This is a genomic window from Maribacter hydrothermalis, from assembly GCF_001913155.1.
Taxonomy (GTDB): Bacteria; Bacteroidota; Bacteroidia; order Flavobacteriales; family Flavobacteriaceae; genus Maribacter; species Maribacter hydrothermalis.
Genome location: NZ_CP018760.1, coordinates 136,859 through 153,444, shown reverse-complemented (window position 1 = coordinate 153,444; position 16,586 = coordinate 136,859). Strand labels below are relative to the sequence as shown.

Below are 16,586 nucleotides of genomic sequence, written 5' to 3'. Positions count from 1 at the left end.
CAAGTAGGTATTTAGAATATATCATTTAGTGGAATTATTTTAGACTAAATGTATTCACTTCTTTAAAAGGTGATAGATCTAAACTTTCCATAGATGATTGGTATGATTTCCAGTCTTTGGTAAAGAATGCATTCGTTTTCTCTAATGCCATTTCCAATTCTTCTTTTGCAAATTGCATTAACTGGGTTTCTGTAACGGTCATACCTGCTTTACGAGACCCAACATAGCCACGGGCAATTTGTAATCGCTGCATTACCGTCATTTCTTTACTACGGGTAATTCCTTGTCGCTTATCAACTTTACCTAAATATAAAGCCATTACAGAATCTATTTGTTTTACAATATTCTTTGATGCCTCAATTTGTTCTTTATATTTTTTCTCATCGGCCCTTTTCAAATCTTTTTGATACAATTCTGCTGTTTCTTTACTTTGCGCCAATTGTTGAACCGCATCGGCTGCTTTTTGCATATAGGATTCTAGAACTTTACCATTAGTGTAAACTTCATTAATATTAGCTGTTGAAACGTCTAATCGTGGGTCGGATTTTACCGTGATTTTGGTTTCCTCCACATTATCTCCAAAAAGCATTTTTATAGTATAGTTACCCGGTTTAACATCCATACCACCAGATTCGTTCTTCTTAGTCTGTACTTTTCTTGAAGGTCTATCAGCTCCTTTTTCATCCATTCTCCAATAAATTCTGTGGAAACCAGCTTTTTCAGGAGTTTTGTATTTAAGGGTACGAATCAATCTATCGCCATCATAAAAATCGAACTGAACCGAATCTTTCTTTTGTACACCTGTCAATTCTACCGCATCGGCTTTATCTTCAGATTTTACTTCTGATTTTTCCTCGGATTCTTCCTCCTTATCATCATCAGATTTTGCAGGTTTTTTAGCATCTTTCTTACCTTCTTTAAGGTAATAGGTAATCATAGCGCCAGATTTTTTATTCTCACCTTGGTATAACGCATCACCACCAAAACGACTACCAGTTGGTTGTTGATATGATGCTTGATATGCTGTTGGAGGCGTAAATAATGCAATATCTTTATTTAGAATAGATGCATCTGAAGCCAATGCGCGTAGCGGTCTAATATCATCTAATACCCATGCAGCTCTACCAAACGTACCAATAACCAAATCGTGCTCTCGTGGGTGAATGGCTAAATCTTTAGTCGATACCGTTGGGAAGCCTTCCGTCCATTTTTGCCATTTTTCTCCGGCATTTAAAGAAACATACAATCCGTCATCGGTACCTAAAAACACCAAATTAGGATTCTCAGGGTCTTCGATAATAGATAGCGTATAACTTTCTACATCGGTAGCATCAACAATTCTTGTCCATGTTTTTCCGTAATCTTTAGTACGGTAGGCGTAGGGAGTGTAATTGAATCTTCTATAATCATTCGCAATTAATAATGCTTCCCCTTTATTTCTGGTAGATGCTTTTATTTGAGGAATCCAGCTTCCTTTTGGCAACCCTTTTATATTAGCAGTTACTTCGGTCCAAGTTTGCCCTCCATTTTGTGTGTAATGCACACGACCGTCATCAGAACCTGTCCAAAGCATATCTTTCTCAACTTTAGAAGGTTCTATGACCAATAGAGTTGTATGGTTTTCAGCACCAGTAGCATCCATTGATAATCCGCCACTTTCGCTTTGCTTTTGCTTTTCTGGGTCGTTTGTAGTTAAATCGGGAGAAATTATTTTCCATGTCAACCCTTTATCAGTGCTTTTATGCACAAACTGACTACCAAAATAGACGGTACTGTTATCAAAAGGATCTTGGCTAATTGCCGAGTTCCAATTAAAACGAAGCTCTGTGGTAGCATCTGGTGGAGTAGGGCGTACAATGTAATTATCTCCCGTTACATGGTCAAATCGTTGCACGTACCCTTGCTGACTCATGGTATATCCATATCTAGAATCTACTGGATCGGGAACAACATCAAAACCATCACCAAAACTAATTTCTTGCCAATAGCTATTACGAATACCTTGATCTTTCCAAACATAGGCAGGGCCTCTCCAAGAGCCGTTATCCTGCATACCACCGTATACATTATATGGGTACTCATTATCTATTGCTATATGATAAAATTGCGCAACAGGCAGGTTACCAATAAAACGCCAAGTTTTTCCACCATCTTTAGAAATATTAAGTCCGCCATCATTACCGTCCATCATAAACTGACCGTTATCTGGATGAATCCAAAAGGCATGGTGGTCGGGGTGTACACCGTTATCTGCGCGATAGGCAGGCATTAACTGAGAGAAGTTTTGGCCACCATCTTGAGATACGTTTACATAGGTAAATACAGAGAAAACTCTATTTTCATTTGTTGGGTCAACGTAAATCTCAGAGTAGTAAAAAGGTCTGTCACCTATATCTTCCTTATCATTAATTTTTTTCCATTTAAACCCGCCATCTTCAGATTTATATAGCGCATTCTTTTTTGCTTCAACAAGGGCGTACACAATATTAGGTTTTCCAGGAGCAATAGCCACACCAATTCTACCTAAATTCCCTGCAGGTAGGCCATCTTCTTCGCTAAGTTTTTTCCAGTTTTTACCACCATCATGAGTCATATAGAGACCACTACCAGTGCCGCCAGAGCTAAAAAACCATGGGTCGCGTTTGTGTTCCCACATGGCAGCAATTAATTTATTTGGGTTGGAAGGATCCATAATAAGGTCGGCAACCCCTGTTTTGTTATTTACAAAAAGTACATTCTCCCAAGTTTCACCACCATCAGTAGTTTTAAAAACACCACGTTCCGGATGCTCGCCCCACGGAGAACCAATGGCACCAACATAAACCGTATTCGGGTTCATGGGGTCAATCTTTATTCTATGAATATGCCTTGTTTTTTCAAGACCCATAGATTTCCATGTTTTTCCGCCATCGAGAGATTTATATACTCCGTAGCCTCCATTTAAACTATTTCTCGGGTTACCTTCACCAGTACCTGCCCAAATTACAGACGGGTTACTTTGTTGAATTGCGACAGCACCTATTGAGGCAGTTACTTCTTTATCGAAAATAGGGTCCCATTTTATACCTCCAGAAGTAGATTTCCACAATCCGCCAGATGCGGTACCGACATACATAATATCAGGATTTTCAGTAACGACATCAATTGTCGTTACACGACCACTCATACCACCGGGTCCTATATTACGTGGTTTTAGGTCCTGTACAAGGTCCATTTTAAATTCTTGAGCTGTCAGGAAAAAAGATGCAAAAAGCACCAGTAAGGAGAGTAGTCTTCTAGTCATTTTTAATTTTGTTAGTTTGGTGCCTAAATATACTAGAAAAGGTTGGTAGGAAATCTTAAATATGTGTTAAGACGATTTTGTTCAATCGCAATATAAAATCAATATATAGAAAAAATTTAGCTTACTCATTTAGGAATGTATCCTAACGAATCAACAATTGCATCATGTTAAAAAATAATGTTTCTTTGAGAAAAAGGATTTAATATGGGCTTTAAAATGAAGACATTTATAGTGTTATTTTTTACAGTATTCTTTATTTCTTGTAAGGTAAATAAAAAAGTACCACTGGATAAAGAATTGGGAAAATCGGGTAATCCTATTTTTGAAGGATGGTATGCAGATCCGGAAGCTATGGTATTTGACGATACATATTGGGTTTACCCAACCTATTCTAGTTCTTTTGAAAATCAACTTTTTTTTGATGCATTCTCCAGTAATGATTTGGTGAACTGGACAAAACATGAGCGAATTTTAGATACTACCAAAATTACTTGGTTAAGGCAAGCACTATGGGCACCGTCGATTATTAAAAAGGATGATAAGTACTACCTCTTTTTTGGAGCTAATGATGTACAAAGACCAGGTCGTAGCTCATATGATCCGAATAACGACATCAATCATTTTGGAGGAATAGGTATTGCGGTTGCAGATTCTCCCGGTGGACCATTTAAAGATTATTTGGGAAAACCGTTAATAGCTGATTTCTATAATGATACACAACCAATTGACCAATTTGTGTTTGAGGATGTGGATGGAACATTTTATATTTTTTATGGTGGATGGAGCCATTATAATTTAGGTAAATTGAATAATGATTTTACGGGGATAGAACCTTGGGAAGACGGTTCTTTGTTTAAGGAAATTACTCCAGAAGGATATGTTGAAGGCCCATTTGCTTTTTTACGAAATGGAATCTATTATTTTATGTGGTCTGAAGGAAATTGGACCGATAGCACCTATAAAGTGGCATATTCCATGTCTAATTCAATTACGGGACCATTTAAACGTATTGGTACTATTTTAGAATCAGACCCTGCAATAGCTACAGGAGCCGGACATCATTCGGTAATTAATGTTCCAAACACAGATGAATGGCTTATAGTATATCATAGAAGACCAATCCCTAATGAAGATAGGGATCATAGGGTAACAAGTATAGATAAGATGGAATTTAGAAAAGATGGAACAATTAAACCTGTAAAAATAACCAATGAAGGTGTTGAAGCACGGCCATTACGTTAAAATTAGTTGTTATTTTCGGACCTCAAGATAAAATTGTAAAGTTCTGTAGGTATCAACATCGGGATAGCCATCGGTTGTAGGCTTTAAGGTGCTGAAATGGTTCTTGGGAAACATTGACTCCTTTAATAATTGATTTAATAGAATTCCTTTTTTTGGTGGTTCATTCATCGAGACCATTTTTGGAGGTAAGGCACCGTTACCCTCTCGGCGAATTCCCCATCGAACAGCACCTAGTTCGTCTTTTACAAATTGCGCTGCTTCTTTGGTATGTACCTCAGTATTAATAGCTAATGCTAAACCTCTATCGATTCCTGGTGATTCAAAACCAATTATAAAAGCATATTTTCTGCCGGCTTTTAAGGTTATTTCATCTTTTTCGTCAAAATCGCACTTAAAAAAAACAAGGTGCCCTGGCTGTTCTCCAAAAGATTCTCCTCGCCCTCGGTCATAAACATATTGGTCGGTAAAAGGTATTTCAGGAAAAATACCTCCAATAAACTGTTTTAGAAAAGTATATTCAACACCTTCGATAAAATCATCGGCACGGTTAAACTGATGGTCAAAACCATGTGTAGCGCGTTCACCTTTGGTTGTACCGTTTTCATTGATCTTTAATAGTTTATTGGCCGGGATATCAACCTCAAAAAATACCACTCTAAGTCTTGAACCAACAGCGCCTTTCATTAAAGCATTATTGCCTCTTGACGTACGTAATACCAATGCATCAATAACAACATCGTTTTCTGCCGGAACTTGAAAAACTTGACCTAAGTCTCTGTTTCGTTGAAAATATCCAAAACCGTTTTCTTTGGGATTGCCTTTCCATTCTAAATGATTCTCATCAACATTTCTAATGCTGGTATTGCCCCCCGTAACTTGGTCTTTTTCTAAATGATAAAAGAGTCCGTTAATTAATTTCTCATTATCTAACGCATAGGTTTTTCCAAGAGCCTCAATACTGAAGTTGCCTTTTTTTTGAGCTTGGCAGGCTAGTACTAATAGCATCGCTAACAATAATGGAAAATTATTTTTTTGTATATAATATTTCATGATGATCAAGTTATTTTTTATTGGCACCGCCAAAGGGTATAATACCCCGAGGCTTGCCTCGAAATTAAAAGTTCGTTTCGGGCGAATGCCTCGTGGGCTTGCCCCGAGGTAGTTTACTAAAAATCCCAAACAACTCATTCCCTTTTCTAGGTGGAATGGAGTTATAACAACAATTGAAAGTGATCGTTTTGAAATACGGAGATAAATATCTGGAATACAATTCTTTATTGCCTCCAAAAGGACGTTTTTCCATGTCTTCGGTTAAAGGAATATCAAACCAAAGGCCTACTAATTTTCCGTTTGGTTTTAGAAGTTCAGCCATGTGTTTGGCATACTTGTTTCTATTGGCGTCTGTAGGTACAAAAGAGCAGAAAAAGGTCTGTTCTATAATAAGGTCATATTGGCCTTTGAACTCAAAGAAGTCCGCCTGGTGAATATTTGAATCGGGAAAATCTGGATTTCTTTTTTTGAATTGCTTCAGTGGAATTTCAGAAATATCTAGAATATGAATATTTATAAATCCTGCTTTCCACAGGTATTCCGCTTCATAGGCATTACCGGCTCCAGGTATTAAAATCTGAATCGATTTATCAGGCAATTGGTCTACATATTCTTTAATGGGAGTGGAAGGGTAGCCAATATCCCAACCTGTTTGCTGTTCTTTGTAACGTTCAGTCCAATAATTTTGTTCTTTCTTCAAACTAAAAAATCTTTAGCGTTTAAGTACCGTTGTAAATTTAAACAGTTTTAGCGAGTTCTTCCTAATACATTAAAATGACAACCATTAATACATTATTAATAGTTGTAAATAAACCAAATTCTTATCTTTCGTATTGACTAACTAACAACTTATGAAATTTACATTTTTAACCGTAATAGCGGTATGCCTAACTTTTGTTACCACTGCACAAACAAATCCGAAATGGGCTCGGTATCCTGCAATTTCTCCAGACGGGCAAACCATTGCATTTACCTATAAAGGAAACCTATTTTCAGTATTGGCAGATGGAGGTGTGGCAAAGCAACTAACGTTTCATGCTGCGCATGATTACGCTGCAGTATGGAGTAAAGACGGTAAAAAATTAGCATTTACCTCTAATAGATATGGCAATTTTGATGTCTATGTGATGGATGCACAAGGCGGACCAGCAACACGATTGACTTACCATAGTAATGATGAAACCCCATTTAGCTTTTCTGCCGATAATAAATCTATACTTTTTGGTGCAGATCGGTTAGATATTGCCCAGCATCGCCAATACCCAACCGATGACCAGCCGGAGTTATATAGTGTTCCCGTTATTGGCGGGCGTGTAGACCAAGTATTGACCGTTCCTGCAGAAGATGTACACGTAAATGCCGACGGTACAAAAATGGTGTATCATGATAAAAAAGGATATGAAGATGCTTTTAGAAAGCACCATGTATCAGCCATTACAAGAGATATTTGGTCGTATGAACCAGCAACGGGTAAACATACGATGTTGACCAATTTTAATGGGGAAGACCGTAATCCAGTATTCTCAGAAGATGGAAATTCCATCTATTATCTAAGCGAGCGGGAAGGAACATTTAATGTGTTTTCAATGCCTTTAACAAATGAGTCAGAAACAAAGTCGCTGACCAATTTTAAAATGCATCCCGTACGTTCTTTAAGTATGGGTAACAACAAACTTGCTTTTGGGTATGATGGCGAAATTTATACCCTAATTCCTGGAGAAGAAGCTAAAAAAGTAGAAATTCTTATCAGAACACAAGAAGATAGCAATCCTATAAAATATGTATCTGTAAATGGCGGTGTTCAAGAAATGGATATTGCACCTAATGGAAAGGAAATTGCATTTATTAGCAGGGGTGAAGTCTTTGTTACATCGGTTGATGGTTCTTTGACCAAACGTATTACGAATACCCCAGAGCAAGAGCGTTTTGTAAAATTTATGCCAGACGGTAAAGCAGTTGCCTATGCCAGTGAGCGTAATGGAAAATGGAGCATATTTAAGTCCGCCAAAGTACGCTCAGAAGAACCTTATTTCTTCGCTGCAACTGTGTTTAAAGAAGATACTTTGGTTACTTCAAAAGAAGATATTTATCTACCAGAATTCTCGCCAGATAGTACGTATATCGCCTATGTAGAGGGTCGAAGAACAGTAAAGGTCAAGAATCTTAAAACGAATGAAATTACAACCTTATTGACTCCCGACAGTGTTATACACATGCAAGATGGTGATCAGTATTTTCAATGGAGTCCAGATAGTAAGTGGCTTTTGGTAGATAATAAGGTATCGTTAAGCAATGTAGAAGTACTATTGATTTCTAAAGATGGTAAGCAGCGTAAAAACTTAACCCAAAGTGGTTACTATGATTTTACGCCAAAGTGGATAAATGAAGGCAATCAAATCTTATATTTTACAAATAGGGATGGATTAAAAAGCTACGCCACCAGTGGTGAGTCGGAGTTGGATGTCTATTCCATGTTCTTGAATCAAGAATCTTGGGATAAATTCAATAACTCAAAGGAAGAATACGATTTATTGAAGATGATAGAAGAGGCGGCAAAAGAGAAAAAAGAGGAAGCCAAATCTGACGATAAAAAGAAGAAGGACGATAAAAAAGAGGAAGCAAAAGTAGCCACTTTAAAGTTCGATTTGGAAGATGTGGAACGAAGAAAAGCGCGCTTAACCATACACTCTTCTATTTTGGCAGATGCCGTACTATCTAAGGATGGAGAAAAATTGTATTACTTAACCAAGTTTGAAAAAGGCCTGAATCTTTGGGAGACAGAGATACGTACCAAGAGCACAAAAATGCTGATTGCCTTAGATGCCAAGTCTGCTAGCATGCAGTGGGATGCCAAAAAGGAAAATTTGTTTCTATTGGCGGATGGGAAAATTGCTAAGGTAGATTTGAAAGCTGCCAAAACAGAACCCGTTAAGTTGAATTCAGAAATGGTCTTAGATGCCGATGCAGAGCGTAAATATATGTTCGACCATATTTGGTTACGTACCAACGGCATATTTTATACCTCTACATTTCATGGAATAGATTGGAATGCCATGCGTACAGAATATGAAAAGTACCTGCCACATATTGGCAATGACTATGAATTTGCTGAAATGATATCTGAAATGGTAGGCGAATTAAATGTGAGTCATGCTGCAGGTCGGTTTTCAGACAATATAGAAAATGGAGATAAAACAGCCTCTTTAGGGGTGTTTTACGACTATACGCACAAAGGAAATGGACTAAAAATTACAGAAATAATAAAAGGCGGACCGTTAGATAAATCAGGATTCGACATAACAGCGGATGCTATAATCGAGAAAATAAACGGAGTAACTATTGGGAATACTACCGATGCTGCATTTTATTTAAACCGGATAGAAGGCGATTTTACCTTGCTAGATGTATTGGACGAAAAAGGAAAAAGAAAACAAATCACCGTAAAACCTATTTCCCTTGGCGAGGAGGGGAGTTTGTTATATGATCGTTGGGTGAAAAATAACGAAAAAGAAGTATTGGCAAAAAGTAATGGCACTTTAGGCTATGTGCATATACCAGGAATGAGCGACGGACCGTACCGAACTATTTATGAAGAAATGTTGGGGAAATTTAATGATAAAAAAGGAGTCATTGTAGATACCCGTTTTAATGGGGGTGGTGATTTGGTTGCCGATTTGGCTATGTTCTTTACCGGTGTCCCATTTCTCTCGTATGAAACAGAGGCTAGGGTAGTAGGTGGCGAACCAACCTCACGTTGGACGAAACCAACTTTAGCCATGTTCAACGAATCTATGTACAGCGATGGCTCTTGTTTCGCAAGTGGCTATGTAGATTTAAAAATTGGGACAACCGTTGGTATGCCTGTGCCGGGTACTTGTAGTTGGGCTGGATGGGAACAATTACCTAATGGTGGTGGCTGGGGAGTTGTACCTATAAGCGCTAAAAACAAAGCAGGCGAGTGGATGGAAAACAACGAAACCAACCCAGAAATCATCATTAAAAACCAGCCAGAACGTATTGCAAAAGGTACTGATGAGCAATTAGAAAAGTCTATTGAAGTGTTGATGAAAGAGGTGGAGTAGTGGTTAAAAATTTTTATAGTAAGAAACTAATTATAAAATTGGAATATAGTAAATTGTTACCTTATACAATTGTTGTGGTTAATTTATGAAACGACAGATAATAACAATATTAATGAGTTTTATTAGCATCCATTTTGCCAATGCTCAATTCGCGGAAAATAATGCTATTTATTCAACTGGTGAGTTGAATTTAGGGAATTACATTGGGTTTGATATTAACTTGAATTATGTTTTTAAGGAAAAATTTTCAATTAAAGTGGGATACACTGGGAATATACGGAAACCCAAATCACAACCTGACAATTATACATCAGGTTTAACTGGAATATTCTCTTTTGGACTTGCAAATCCTTATGACCAAATTGAAAATTATCAAATTGGTTTTGGAAAAATTTACAAACTAAACGAAAGTGGGACCATTAGGACAAATATATCAGCTGGATTAGGTTACACTATAATAAGAGAACCTGAAAATTGGCAGATGATTGATGATGTTTTTTTGACAGAAAATTATACTTGGAATTATAAAACGCATAATACATTAAGTTTAATAATTAACCCTAAAATTGAATTTCCATTTACAAGGTTTTACGGATTAACAATTTCGCCAATGTTACAAATAAATAAAGACAGAACATACGTTGGAATTGGAATTGGACAAATGATTGGATTATTGAGAAAAAGAAAACAACAAACGCTAACACCGGTAACCGTTGCACAAGCTTAAATTCTGAATAAAATCAACATAATAAAGCCTCTTTAAGAGGTTTTATTATTACCGGTTCAGTATTAGAATGTCACTTTTTGATGCCTTAGGAATACTGAAAACATATCTTGGACAGTACTTTTTATAAAGACCTTAAAAGCAAGCTTTGCTAGCCCACTATTTGAACGTTTCAGTTCAAATTTCAGGTACTTCTTAAGGTTATAGGCGATTGCGGAGAGGTGCATCACCTTGTTGGCCTGTTCCAGACCTATCGTATTTATCTTGCGCATGCCCATGAACTGGGTGAGGGTACCGAAAACGGGTTCTACGGTGCTTTGTCGTTTACCCTTCATATACCTGCCCTGTGGGCTCTCGACCCTTGCGATGTTCCGTTCGTATTCCGCCCGATAATACGTGACCGAGAACTGTTTCTCGTTGACCTTTCCAAGGCAGCTTTCCATGATCGAGCAGCCCTTGCAGATCTTGCTCGACGCGCGGTACGCCTTCTTTTTGGTCTTGGTCCGGCTGTCAAGGAACACTTTTTTGAAAGGGATCACCTTGCCCTGTGGGCATAGATAATTGTCGTGTTCCCTGATGTACGTAAACCCATCGGGACCACCTTTATAGGTGCCATGCGGTGGAATGAAACTTTTTAGCCCTTGGTTTTCCAGAAATGCATAGTTCTCCCCGCTACTATACCCCGTATCGGCCACGCAGTTTTCAAATACCAGACCTTGTTGCCATAATCTTCTTTGCAAGCGTTGTACGATATCCTGTAATTGCTGGTTATCCTTTCCATCTGCATGGCACGCCCTGATGTCGGTTATAACATGATGCGCCGTGTCAACACTAAGTTGAGAAAGATAGTTCAGCTTTCTGGCCTTGCCGGGTTTCACACTTATCCTGGCATCGGGGTCCGTTGGGCTATAATGTGTTTTGTTACTGGTGTACTTCGCACCTTTATTACCTGCACCGGGTCTTTGATCCTGATCCTTCGCCCACTTCTTGTTACGGCTCTTTATCGCATTCAGCTCCTTTCCACTTGCGGTAATACTACGATCGCCCTTATCCGCTTTATTATCCTTGGACTTACGGTGTGGCACTTCCCTGTCCATGGCGCTGATCGCCCGTATCCGCACCAAGTGCTCCTTTAGTTCTTCCTCGGGCACTTTCAGTTCCAAGGTATCCATACTCGCGTTCGCCTTTACCGGTGCCGAATCTATCGCTTGGGTATGACCACTTACCATTCCCTTTTCTATACACAACTGTAAAATATTCGTGAACACTTCCTCGAAAACGGACTCTGGAAACAGTTGGCGTGTACGGCTTATGGTACTGTGCCATGGAAGTTCCTCATCAATGTCATAGCCTATGAAATAAAGAATGTCCAAGCGCATCGAACAATGCGCAATCAGTTTACGGTCGCTGATAAGGTTCTCCAGATAACCCACCAGACAAAGCTTGAAGAACACCACGGGGTCTATGCTCTTTTGACCGCTCTCCCCATAATAGGGCCGAGTCAACTTATAGAGGAAACCAAGATCAAGGGCGGATCCCAAACGCCTGTAAAAATTGTTCTTCGGTATACGTTCACTAAGTTGGAAACTAGCGAAAAGCTTCTCCTGGTACTCCTTTTTTCCCTGCATACAACAAGTTACGATCAAATGTCCGATCGGCAAGGATCAGAGCTCGATATTTTTTATATCTTGTGCAACAGGCACACCGTATAAAAATAATTGCGGCTTAGTGCTTAATCAAAGGTCGTTGCGTGTTTGTAATGTCTGATTTTCCTTCGGAAAATCCTCGCATACAAACCCGCAACTATTCTTATACATAAACGTTACCTGCAAGCTGTAAAAAATAAAAAAAAATGGAATTAGGCATTGTTCTAACATATTTTGAAATAAGAAAATTTGGATTTATAGTGTCTCGAAAAGGGACAGTTTTTGTCCATTCAAATAACTGTAATTCAAAAATATCAAGAGATGTTATTGTTGCCTTTGATATTGAACAAAACGAGAAAGGATTAAATGCAATAAATACAACAAGTATAAATGAACTCAATGACGACAAATTAAAATCAGAGCTTTATAATTCTTCAGATGAAAATCTTTTAAAATGGTTAGTTATAAATGGAGATAAAGTCTATAAAGAAAGATTCTACAAAGATTATTTTGAAACACTTAAAAATAAACATTTAACATTTTTAGAAGATTACTTAAATCAATTTACAAAAGAAAACTTTTTGAGATTTTTTGATATAAAATTCGTTTCTCACTTAAAACAAAACTCAAGAGATTGGTCGTATAGATGGTATGAATACATAATAGAATCGGATTTTGAGATTAAATATATATTTGAAAATTCTGATTATTATTTAATGAACTACCCATACGGATTACTAAAATTCGAAGATTCATATATAGAAACCTTTATTTATTACCGTGAAAATATAGATATTAAAATTAAAGAATATAAATTATTAGATAAGGAGGATTTAAATATTACGGATTCTTATTTGAACTCTATAAAAGAAAAATTTACTGAATCTTTCCTATCAAATTATTGTCGAAAAGCTCATATGAATTCCCTCAAGCGGTATCTCTTTGAAAAAAATGACGATGAAAATTTCCTGGAATTATGTAACCGCTTTGTTTTAGAAAAAAATCTTGAAAAATTTATTGATAAATACATAGTCGATTGGAGTATGAAAACTCCAAGCGCAAAAGAATTGGAAGAACAAAATGATGCTTATTATTTATGAAACATTTAAAACATAAACCGAGAAAAAAACCAGCAGGTAACCAAGCCTAAACGTAATGCGGACTTTAGGGCTAAATCGGTAGGTCTGTGTATATTTACTAAGTCGCTAAATCTTATGGATTTAACTTTAGACAAGAAAAAATAAAACCAAACAATAAGCTTTAGCTTCGTGCTCAGACGGAAACGAAAAGTTTCCTTGCCTCCGCACTACGCTTAGCTCAAGCGTTAGCAGTTATACTAAACGAACATCTTGCAAGAAATCACAATTTAATAAATACAACCGTAAACAGTATACAAATGGAGAAGAATAACAAATTGGAAATAATTGGTTTCGCACTTATGGCGATTGGCGGATTATTTTGGCTATCTGAAAAATTCTCTGTGATAGAAGCACTAAATTCCGTTTATAGCTGGGCGAATATCCTATTATCCCTCGGACTCGCCATTTGGGTATTTGGTTTATGGTAAAAAGGAGACAAAAATAAAAAAACAACGAAACTAACCCAGAAATCATCATTAAAAACCAGCCTGAACGTATTGCAAAAGGTATTGATGAGCAATTAGAAAAGTCAATTGAAGTGTTGATGAAAGAGGTGGTGTAGGCTTCCCCTTCTTAGGACACCTCTAAATTCGATAAATAATTATTATTTAGGTCAGATTTGATGAAGAATTTAAATTCTTCATCAAATCTGGGCATGAATTCTTTGGGAGATATATTGCCTAATGATTTATGCGGATGGTTAAAATTATAATCATCCCGCCAGTTATCGCTTATCTTTTGAAGCTGATAAATGTCATTGAAATAATAGGCATCCAATATATCTTCTCTAAAAAAACGATTAAATCGTTCTATATATCCGTTTTGCATCGGCTTTCTCGGTTGTGTATATTTAATTTCTATAAAGTTCTTTTTACACCAGTTCATAAATGTCTTAGAGGTAAACTCCGGACCATTATCGCACCTCACGTATTTAGGTGTTCCTATTTCATCTTTTAAACGATCCAATGTTTCCATTACGGCTCTCGCCGGATAAGAAAGTCCTGCATCTATTGCCAGAGCTTCCCGGTTACAATCATCCAAAACATTAAATACACGCAACTTTCTGCCATCGGTAAGCGCATCGCTCATAAAATCCATACTCCAACACTCATTTAGTGTCAAAGGTGTTTCCAAAGGTTGTTTTATACGTTTGACCAAACGCTTTTTATGTTTACGGCGCAGACTGAGTTTCATCTCGCGGTACACACGTAACACTCGTTTTCTGTTCCATTTTAAGCCTTCACGACGGATCTTGTAATAATATTCATCAAAACCTCTAGTTGGGTACGATTCCGCCAACGCTGTTAGCTTATCGATAACCTCGCTATCATCCTTCTTACTTTGGTAATACCACATCGATCTACTCAGGCCTACAACTTTACAGGCACGGATGATAGGAACTACAAACGTTTTGATAAGATACTTTACACGAACTCTCTTGTCGGAAGGCTTTAGAACTTTTTTGACAATACGTCCTTTAGCATCTTATTGTCAAGACTTACATCGGCATACATCTGTTTGAGCTTATTGTTCTCTTCTTCAAGCTCTTTTAAACGTTTAAGCTGCTGTTGTTCCATGCCTCCGTACTTCTTACGCCAATAGTAGAAAGTGCTTTTATCAATTCCTAATTCCCTGGATAGATCACCTACGGATCTTCCTTGTTCGTTTTCCTTAAGAGCCTTAATAATCTGGCTCTCGCTAAATTTGCTGTTTTTCATCTTGACAGTTTGAATTTAAAGTTAGTAAATTCGAATTATGAACTGTCCTATTTTTAGGGAAGCCTACAATATCAAATCACTTATTGCATCGAACAAAATTGATTACGTACAAAATGCTGAATTGAAATCATACATTTCATCTTTTGAATCGATGATTTTAGATGCAAACCAAGAAGATGGATTCGTAAGAAGACTATTAAATGAACGTTTTTGGCCTTCAACCGATGGTAAATTAAGTGCTTTAAATAGCATATCAAATTCTGAAAGATATCAAGAATTTCCAAAGGGAACATACGCATCAGATTATGAATGGTTCTTCAATAATCGTGAAATGGAAGATCTGACAGCCAATATTTTCAGTTGGAAAAAAGAGAATGTTATAGATGAACAGATTTTTATGGATAAAATCAAGATAATGATTCAGATTATCGACGACGAATTAAAAGAAAAATAACGAAACCTAAATGTTAGGAACATATTAGAGCAAAATATAAAAGTAAGTGCCTGCCTACCTGCCGGCAGGTTTATAAAGTCGCTAATCCGTATAACTACCGAGGATAGATTTAGTTTAGGGCAAACAAAAAAATAAAACTAAATAATAATATTTAACTTGTTTAATCTATGCGCCTTAACGTGCAGCTAAAACATCCAATTATGAAAAGAACATTACATATTAAAATAATATCACTTGTAATTGTTTCTAGTTTATTTTTTAGTTGTCAGTCTAATCCAAATAAAACCAATCAGACTGAAAAGGTTGTAGAGAACCAAAAAGAAAATACTTGGAATGCGGAAGAACAGGAGCTCATAGCTCTTGTGGAGAAGCTCTTATTTGCTGTGGGTAATTCGGACTTTCAGACGTTGGAATCTATAGTTTCAAACAAGGCAAATTTGGCTAGTGCCATAATTAGAGATGGAGTTTCTAAAAATTCTGTTATTTCAATTAGCGATTATTTTGAATCACAAAAAAAAGGAGAACGGAGTCCCTTTTATGAACCCGTTAAGGAATACAAAATTCATATAAACAAGGGCCAGATTGCTTTTGTTTGGGCAGATGCTACGCTACATAAATATGGTGTATCTAAGACAAATAACATCGATAATTTCACCTTAATTAAGGAAGATGGTGAATGGAAATTCATTAATGTCTCATACACAAATACAACTTTGCCAGAAGAATTGCAAAAGTTTGATATAGCCATTTTTGCAAAGAGTTATGCACAAGTGTGGTGTAGCCAAAGACCTAAATTTGTCTCCTATTTTTTCGCCGAAGATGGCGTGCTTCAGATAAATGATGGAATACCGGCAGAAGGTACAGAAGCGATAACAAATGTTGCTAAAAGTTTTATGGAGACTTTTCCTGATATGGTTGTTTCAATGGACAGTTTGGCAACAAAGAATGACAAAACAAAATTTCATTGGACGCTTACTGGAACTAATAATGGACCAGATGGAACTGGCAACAAAGTACGTATTAATGGATTTGAAGAATGGACTATAAATGAAGAAGGGTTAATTCAAGAATCAAAGGGCTATTTTGATGAAAAAGAATACAAGCGACAACTGGAGTTTGGAACGGATAATTAATAACTGTTGAAAATTCTTAGTGCACAATTTTTTAGCTTTAGCGTCTTCTAAAGCATTGTTTGTTTACAAACTAAACTTTTGCTTAATAGTTTTATAATTTTAGATAAACACTAAC

At 37.0% G+C, this 16,586-nt stretch carries 13 protein-coding genes; 7 read left to right on the top strand and 6 right to left on the bottom strand.

The annotated features are described in order from the left end of the window. Window positions 1-34 precede the first annotated feature (34 nt). Entirely contained in the window at window positions 35-3,283 is a 3,249-nt protein-coding gene (locus BTR34_RS00695) for a WD40/YVTN/BNR-like repeat-containing protein (RefSeq protein WP_068483876.1), read from the bottom strand. Between the two features lie 216 nt (window positions 3,284-3,499). On the opposite strand from BTR34_RS00695, the gene BTR34_RS00690 reads away from it, so the two are divergent. Continuing rightward, complete coding sequence (locus tag BTR34_RS00690) at window positions 3,500-4,525, top strand: glycoside hydrolase family 43 protein (RefSeq protein WP_068484058.1); 1,026 nt, start codon at window positions 3,500-3,502, stop codon at window positions 4,523-4,525. A 9-nt stretch (window positions 4,526-4,534) separates the two neighbouring features. Here BTR34_RS00690 and BTR34_RS00685 read toward each other — a convergent pair whose 3' ends face one another. Continuing rightward, window positions 4,535-5,575, bottom strand: a complete 1,041-nt coding sequence (locus BTR34_RS00685) for a hypothetical protein (protein ID WP_068483874.1) — start codon at window positions 5,573-5,575, stop codon at window positions 4,535-4,537. A 64-nt stretch (window positions 5,576-5,639) separates the two neighbouring features. Then, window positions 5,640-6,275: a methyltransferase gene (locus tag BTR34_RS00680; protein WP_068483872.1), complete on the bottom strand. Its 636-nt coding sequence runs from the start codon at window positions 6,273-6,275 to the stop codon at window positions 5,640-5,642. A gap of 151 nt (window positions 6,276-6,426) precedes the next feature. On the opposite strand from BTR34_RS00680, the gene BTR34_RS00675 reads away from it, so the two are divergent. Continuing rightward, window positions 6,427-9,657 (top strand): S41 family peptidase, encoded by a 3,231-nt coding sequence (locus BTR34_RS00675; RefSeq protein ID WP_068483870.1) that lies wholly within the window; start codon window positions 6,427-6,429, stop codon window positions 9,655-9,657. Between the two features lie 112 nt (window positions 9,658-9,769). Then, entirely contained in the window at window positions 9,770-10,384 is a 615-nt protein-coding gene (locus tag BTR34_RS00670) for a hypothetical protein (RefSeq protein WP_244893344.1), read from the top strand. Between the two features lie 62 nt (window positions 10,385-10,446). On the opposite strand, the gene BTR34_RS00665 is transcribed toward BTR34_RS00670, so the two are convergent. Then, the gene (locus BTR34_RS00665) at window positions 10,447-12,009 is read right to left on the bottom strand and encodes an IS1182 family transposase (protein ID WP_074472077.1); all 1,563 of its coding nucleotides are present in this window, start codon (window positions 12,007-12,009) and stop codon (window positions 10,447-10,449) included. A gap of 224 nt (window positions 12,010-12,233) precedes the next feature. Between BTR34_RS00665 and BTR34_RS00660 the strand changes: the two genes are divergently transcribed. Both BTR34_RS00660 and BTR34_RS18655 read left to right on the top strand, forming a co-directional pair. Further along, the gene (locus tag BTR34_RS00660; RefSeq protein ID WP_068484497.1) at window positions 12,234-13,127 is read left to right on the top strand and encodes a S1 domain-containing protein; all 894 of its coding nucleotides are present in this window, start codon (window positions 12,234-12,236) and stop codon (window positions 13,125-13,127) included. A 296-nt stretch (window positions 13,128-13,423) separates the two neighbouring features. Further along, window positions 13,424-13,594: a hypothetical protein gene (locus BTR34_RS18655; RefSeq protein WP_157483826.1), complete on the top strand. Its 171-nt coding sequence runs from the start codon at window positions 13,424-13,426 to the stop codon at window positions 13,592-13,594. A 145-nt stretch (window positions 13,595-13,739) separates the two neighbouring features. On the opposite strand, the gene BTR34_RS18650 is transcribed toward BTR34_RS18655, so the two are convergent. Both BTR34_RS18650 and BTR34_RS18875 read right to left on the bottom strand, forming a co-directional pair. Continuing rightward, on the bottom strand, window positions 13,740-14,582 hold the full coding sequence (locus tag BTR34_RS18650; protein ID WP_235843210.1) for an IS3 family transposase: 843 nt from the start codon (window positions 14,580-14,582) through the stop codon (window positions 13,740-13,742). 35 nt (window positions 14,583-14,617) lie between these two features. Continuing rightward, a complete protein-coding gene (locus BTR34_RS18875; RefSeq protein ID WP_034669045.1) occupies window positions 14,618-14,884 on the bottom strand; it encodes a transposase in 267 nt (88 codons plus the stop codon). A gap of 37 nt (window positions 14,885-14,921) precedes the next feature. Between BTR34_RS18875 and BTR34_RS00645 the strand changes: the two genes are divergently transcribed. Both BTR34_RS00645 and BTR34_RS18480 read left to right on the top strand, forming a co-directional pair. Further along, window positions 14,922-15,338, top strand: coding sequence for a hypothetical protein (locus tag BTR34_RS00645; protein ID WP_068484502.1), 417 nt, complete (start codon window positions 14,922-14,924; stop codon window positions 15,336-15,338). Between the two features lie 200 nt (window positions 15,339-15,538). Then, entirely contained in the window at window positions 15,539-16,471 is a 933-nt protein-coding gene (locus BTR34_RS18480) for an ester cyclase (protein WP_082960172.1), read from the top strand. Window positions 16,472-16,586: the final 115 nt, after the last annotated feature.

Excerpts from the sequence above, each read along its gene's own strand:
- BTR34_RS00695 (WP_068483876.1), bottom strand. The coding sequence starts at position 3,283 with ATGACTAGAAGACTACTCTCCTTACTGGTGCTTTTTGCATCTTTTTTC.
- BTR34_RS00690 (WP_068484058.1), top strand. The coding sequence starts at position 3,500 with ATGAAGACATTTATAGTGTTATTTTTTACAGTATTCTTTATTTCTTGT.
- BTR34_RS00685 (WP_068483874.1), bottom strand. The coding sequence starts at position 5,575 with ATGAAATATTATATACAAAAAAATAATTTTCCATTATTGTTAGCGATG.
- BTR34_RS00675 (WP_068483870.1), top strand. The coding sequence starts at position 6,427 with ATGAAATTTACATTTTTAACCGTAATAGCGGTATGCCTAACTTTTGTT.
- BTR34_RS00670 (WP_244893344.1), top strand. The coding sequence starts at position 9,770 with ATGAGTTTTATTAGCATCCATTTTGCCAATGCTCAATTCGCGGAAAAT.
- BTR34_RS00665 (WP_074472077.1), bottom strand. The coding sequence starts at position 12,009 with ATGCAGGGAAAAAAGGAGTACCAGGAGAAGCTTTTCGCTAGTTTCCAA.
- BTR34_RS00660 (WP_068484497.1), top strand. The coding sequence starts at position 12,234 with ATGGAATTAGGCATTGTTCTAACATATTTTGAAATAAGAAAATTTGGA.
- BTR34_RS18655 (WP_157483826.1), top strand. The coding sequence starts at position 13,424 with ATGGAGAAGAATAACAAATTGGAAATAATTGGTTTCGCACTTATGGCG.
- BTR34_RS18875 (WP_034669045.1), bottom strand. The coding sequence starts at position 14,884 with ATGAAAAACAGCAAATTTAGCGAGAGCCAGATTATTAAGGCTCTTAAG.
- BTR34_RS00645 (WP_068484502.1), top strand. The coding sequence starts at position 14,922 with ATGAACTGTCCTATTTTTAGGGAAGCCTACAATATCAAATCACTTATT.
- BTR34_RS18480 (WP_082960172.1), top strand. The coding sequence starts at position 15,539 with ATGAAAAGAACATTACATATTAAAATAATATCACTTGTAATTGTTTCT.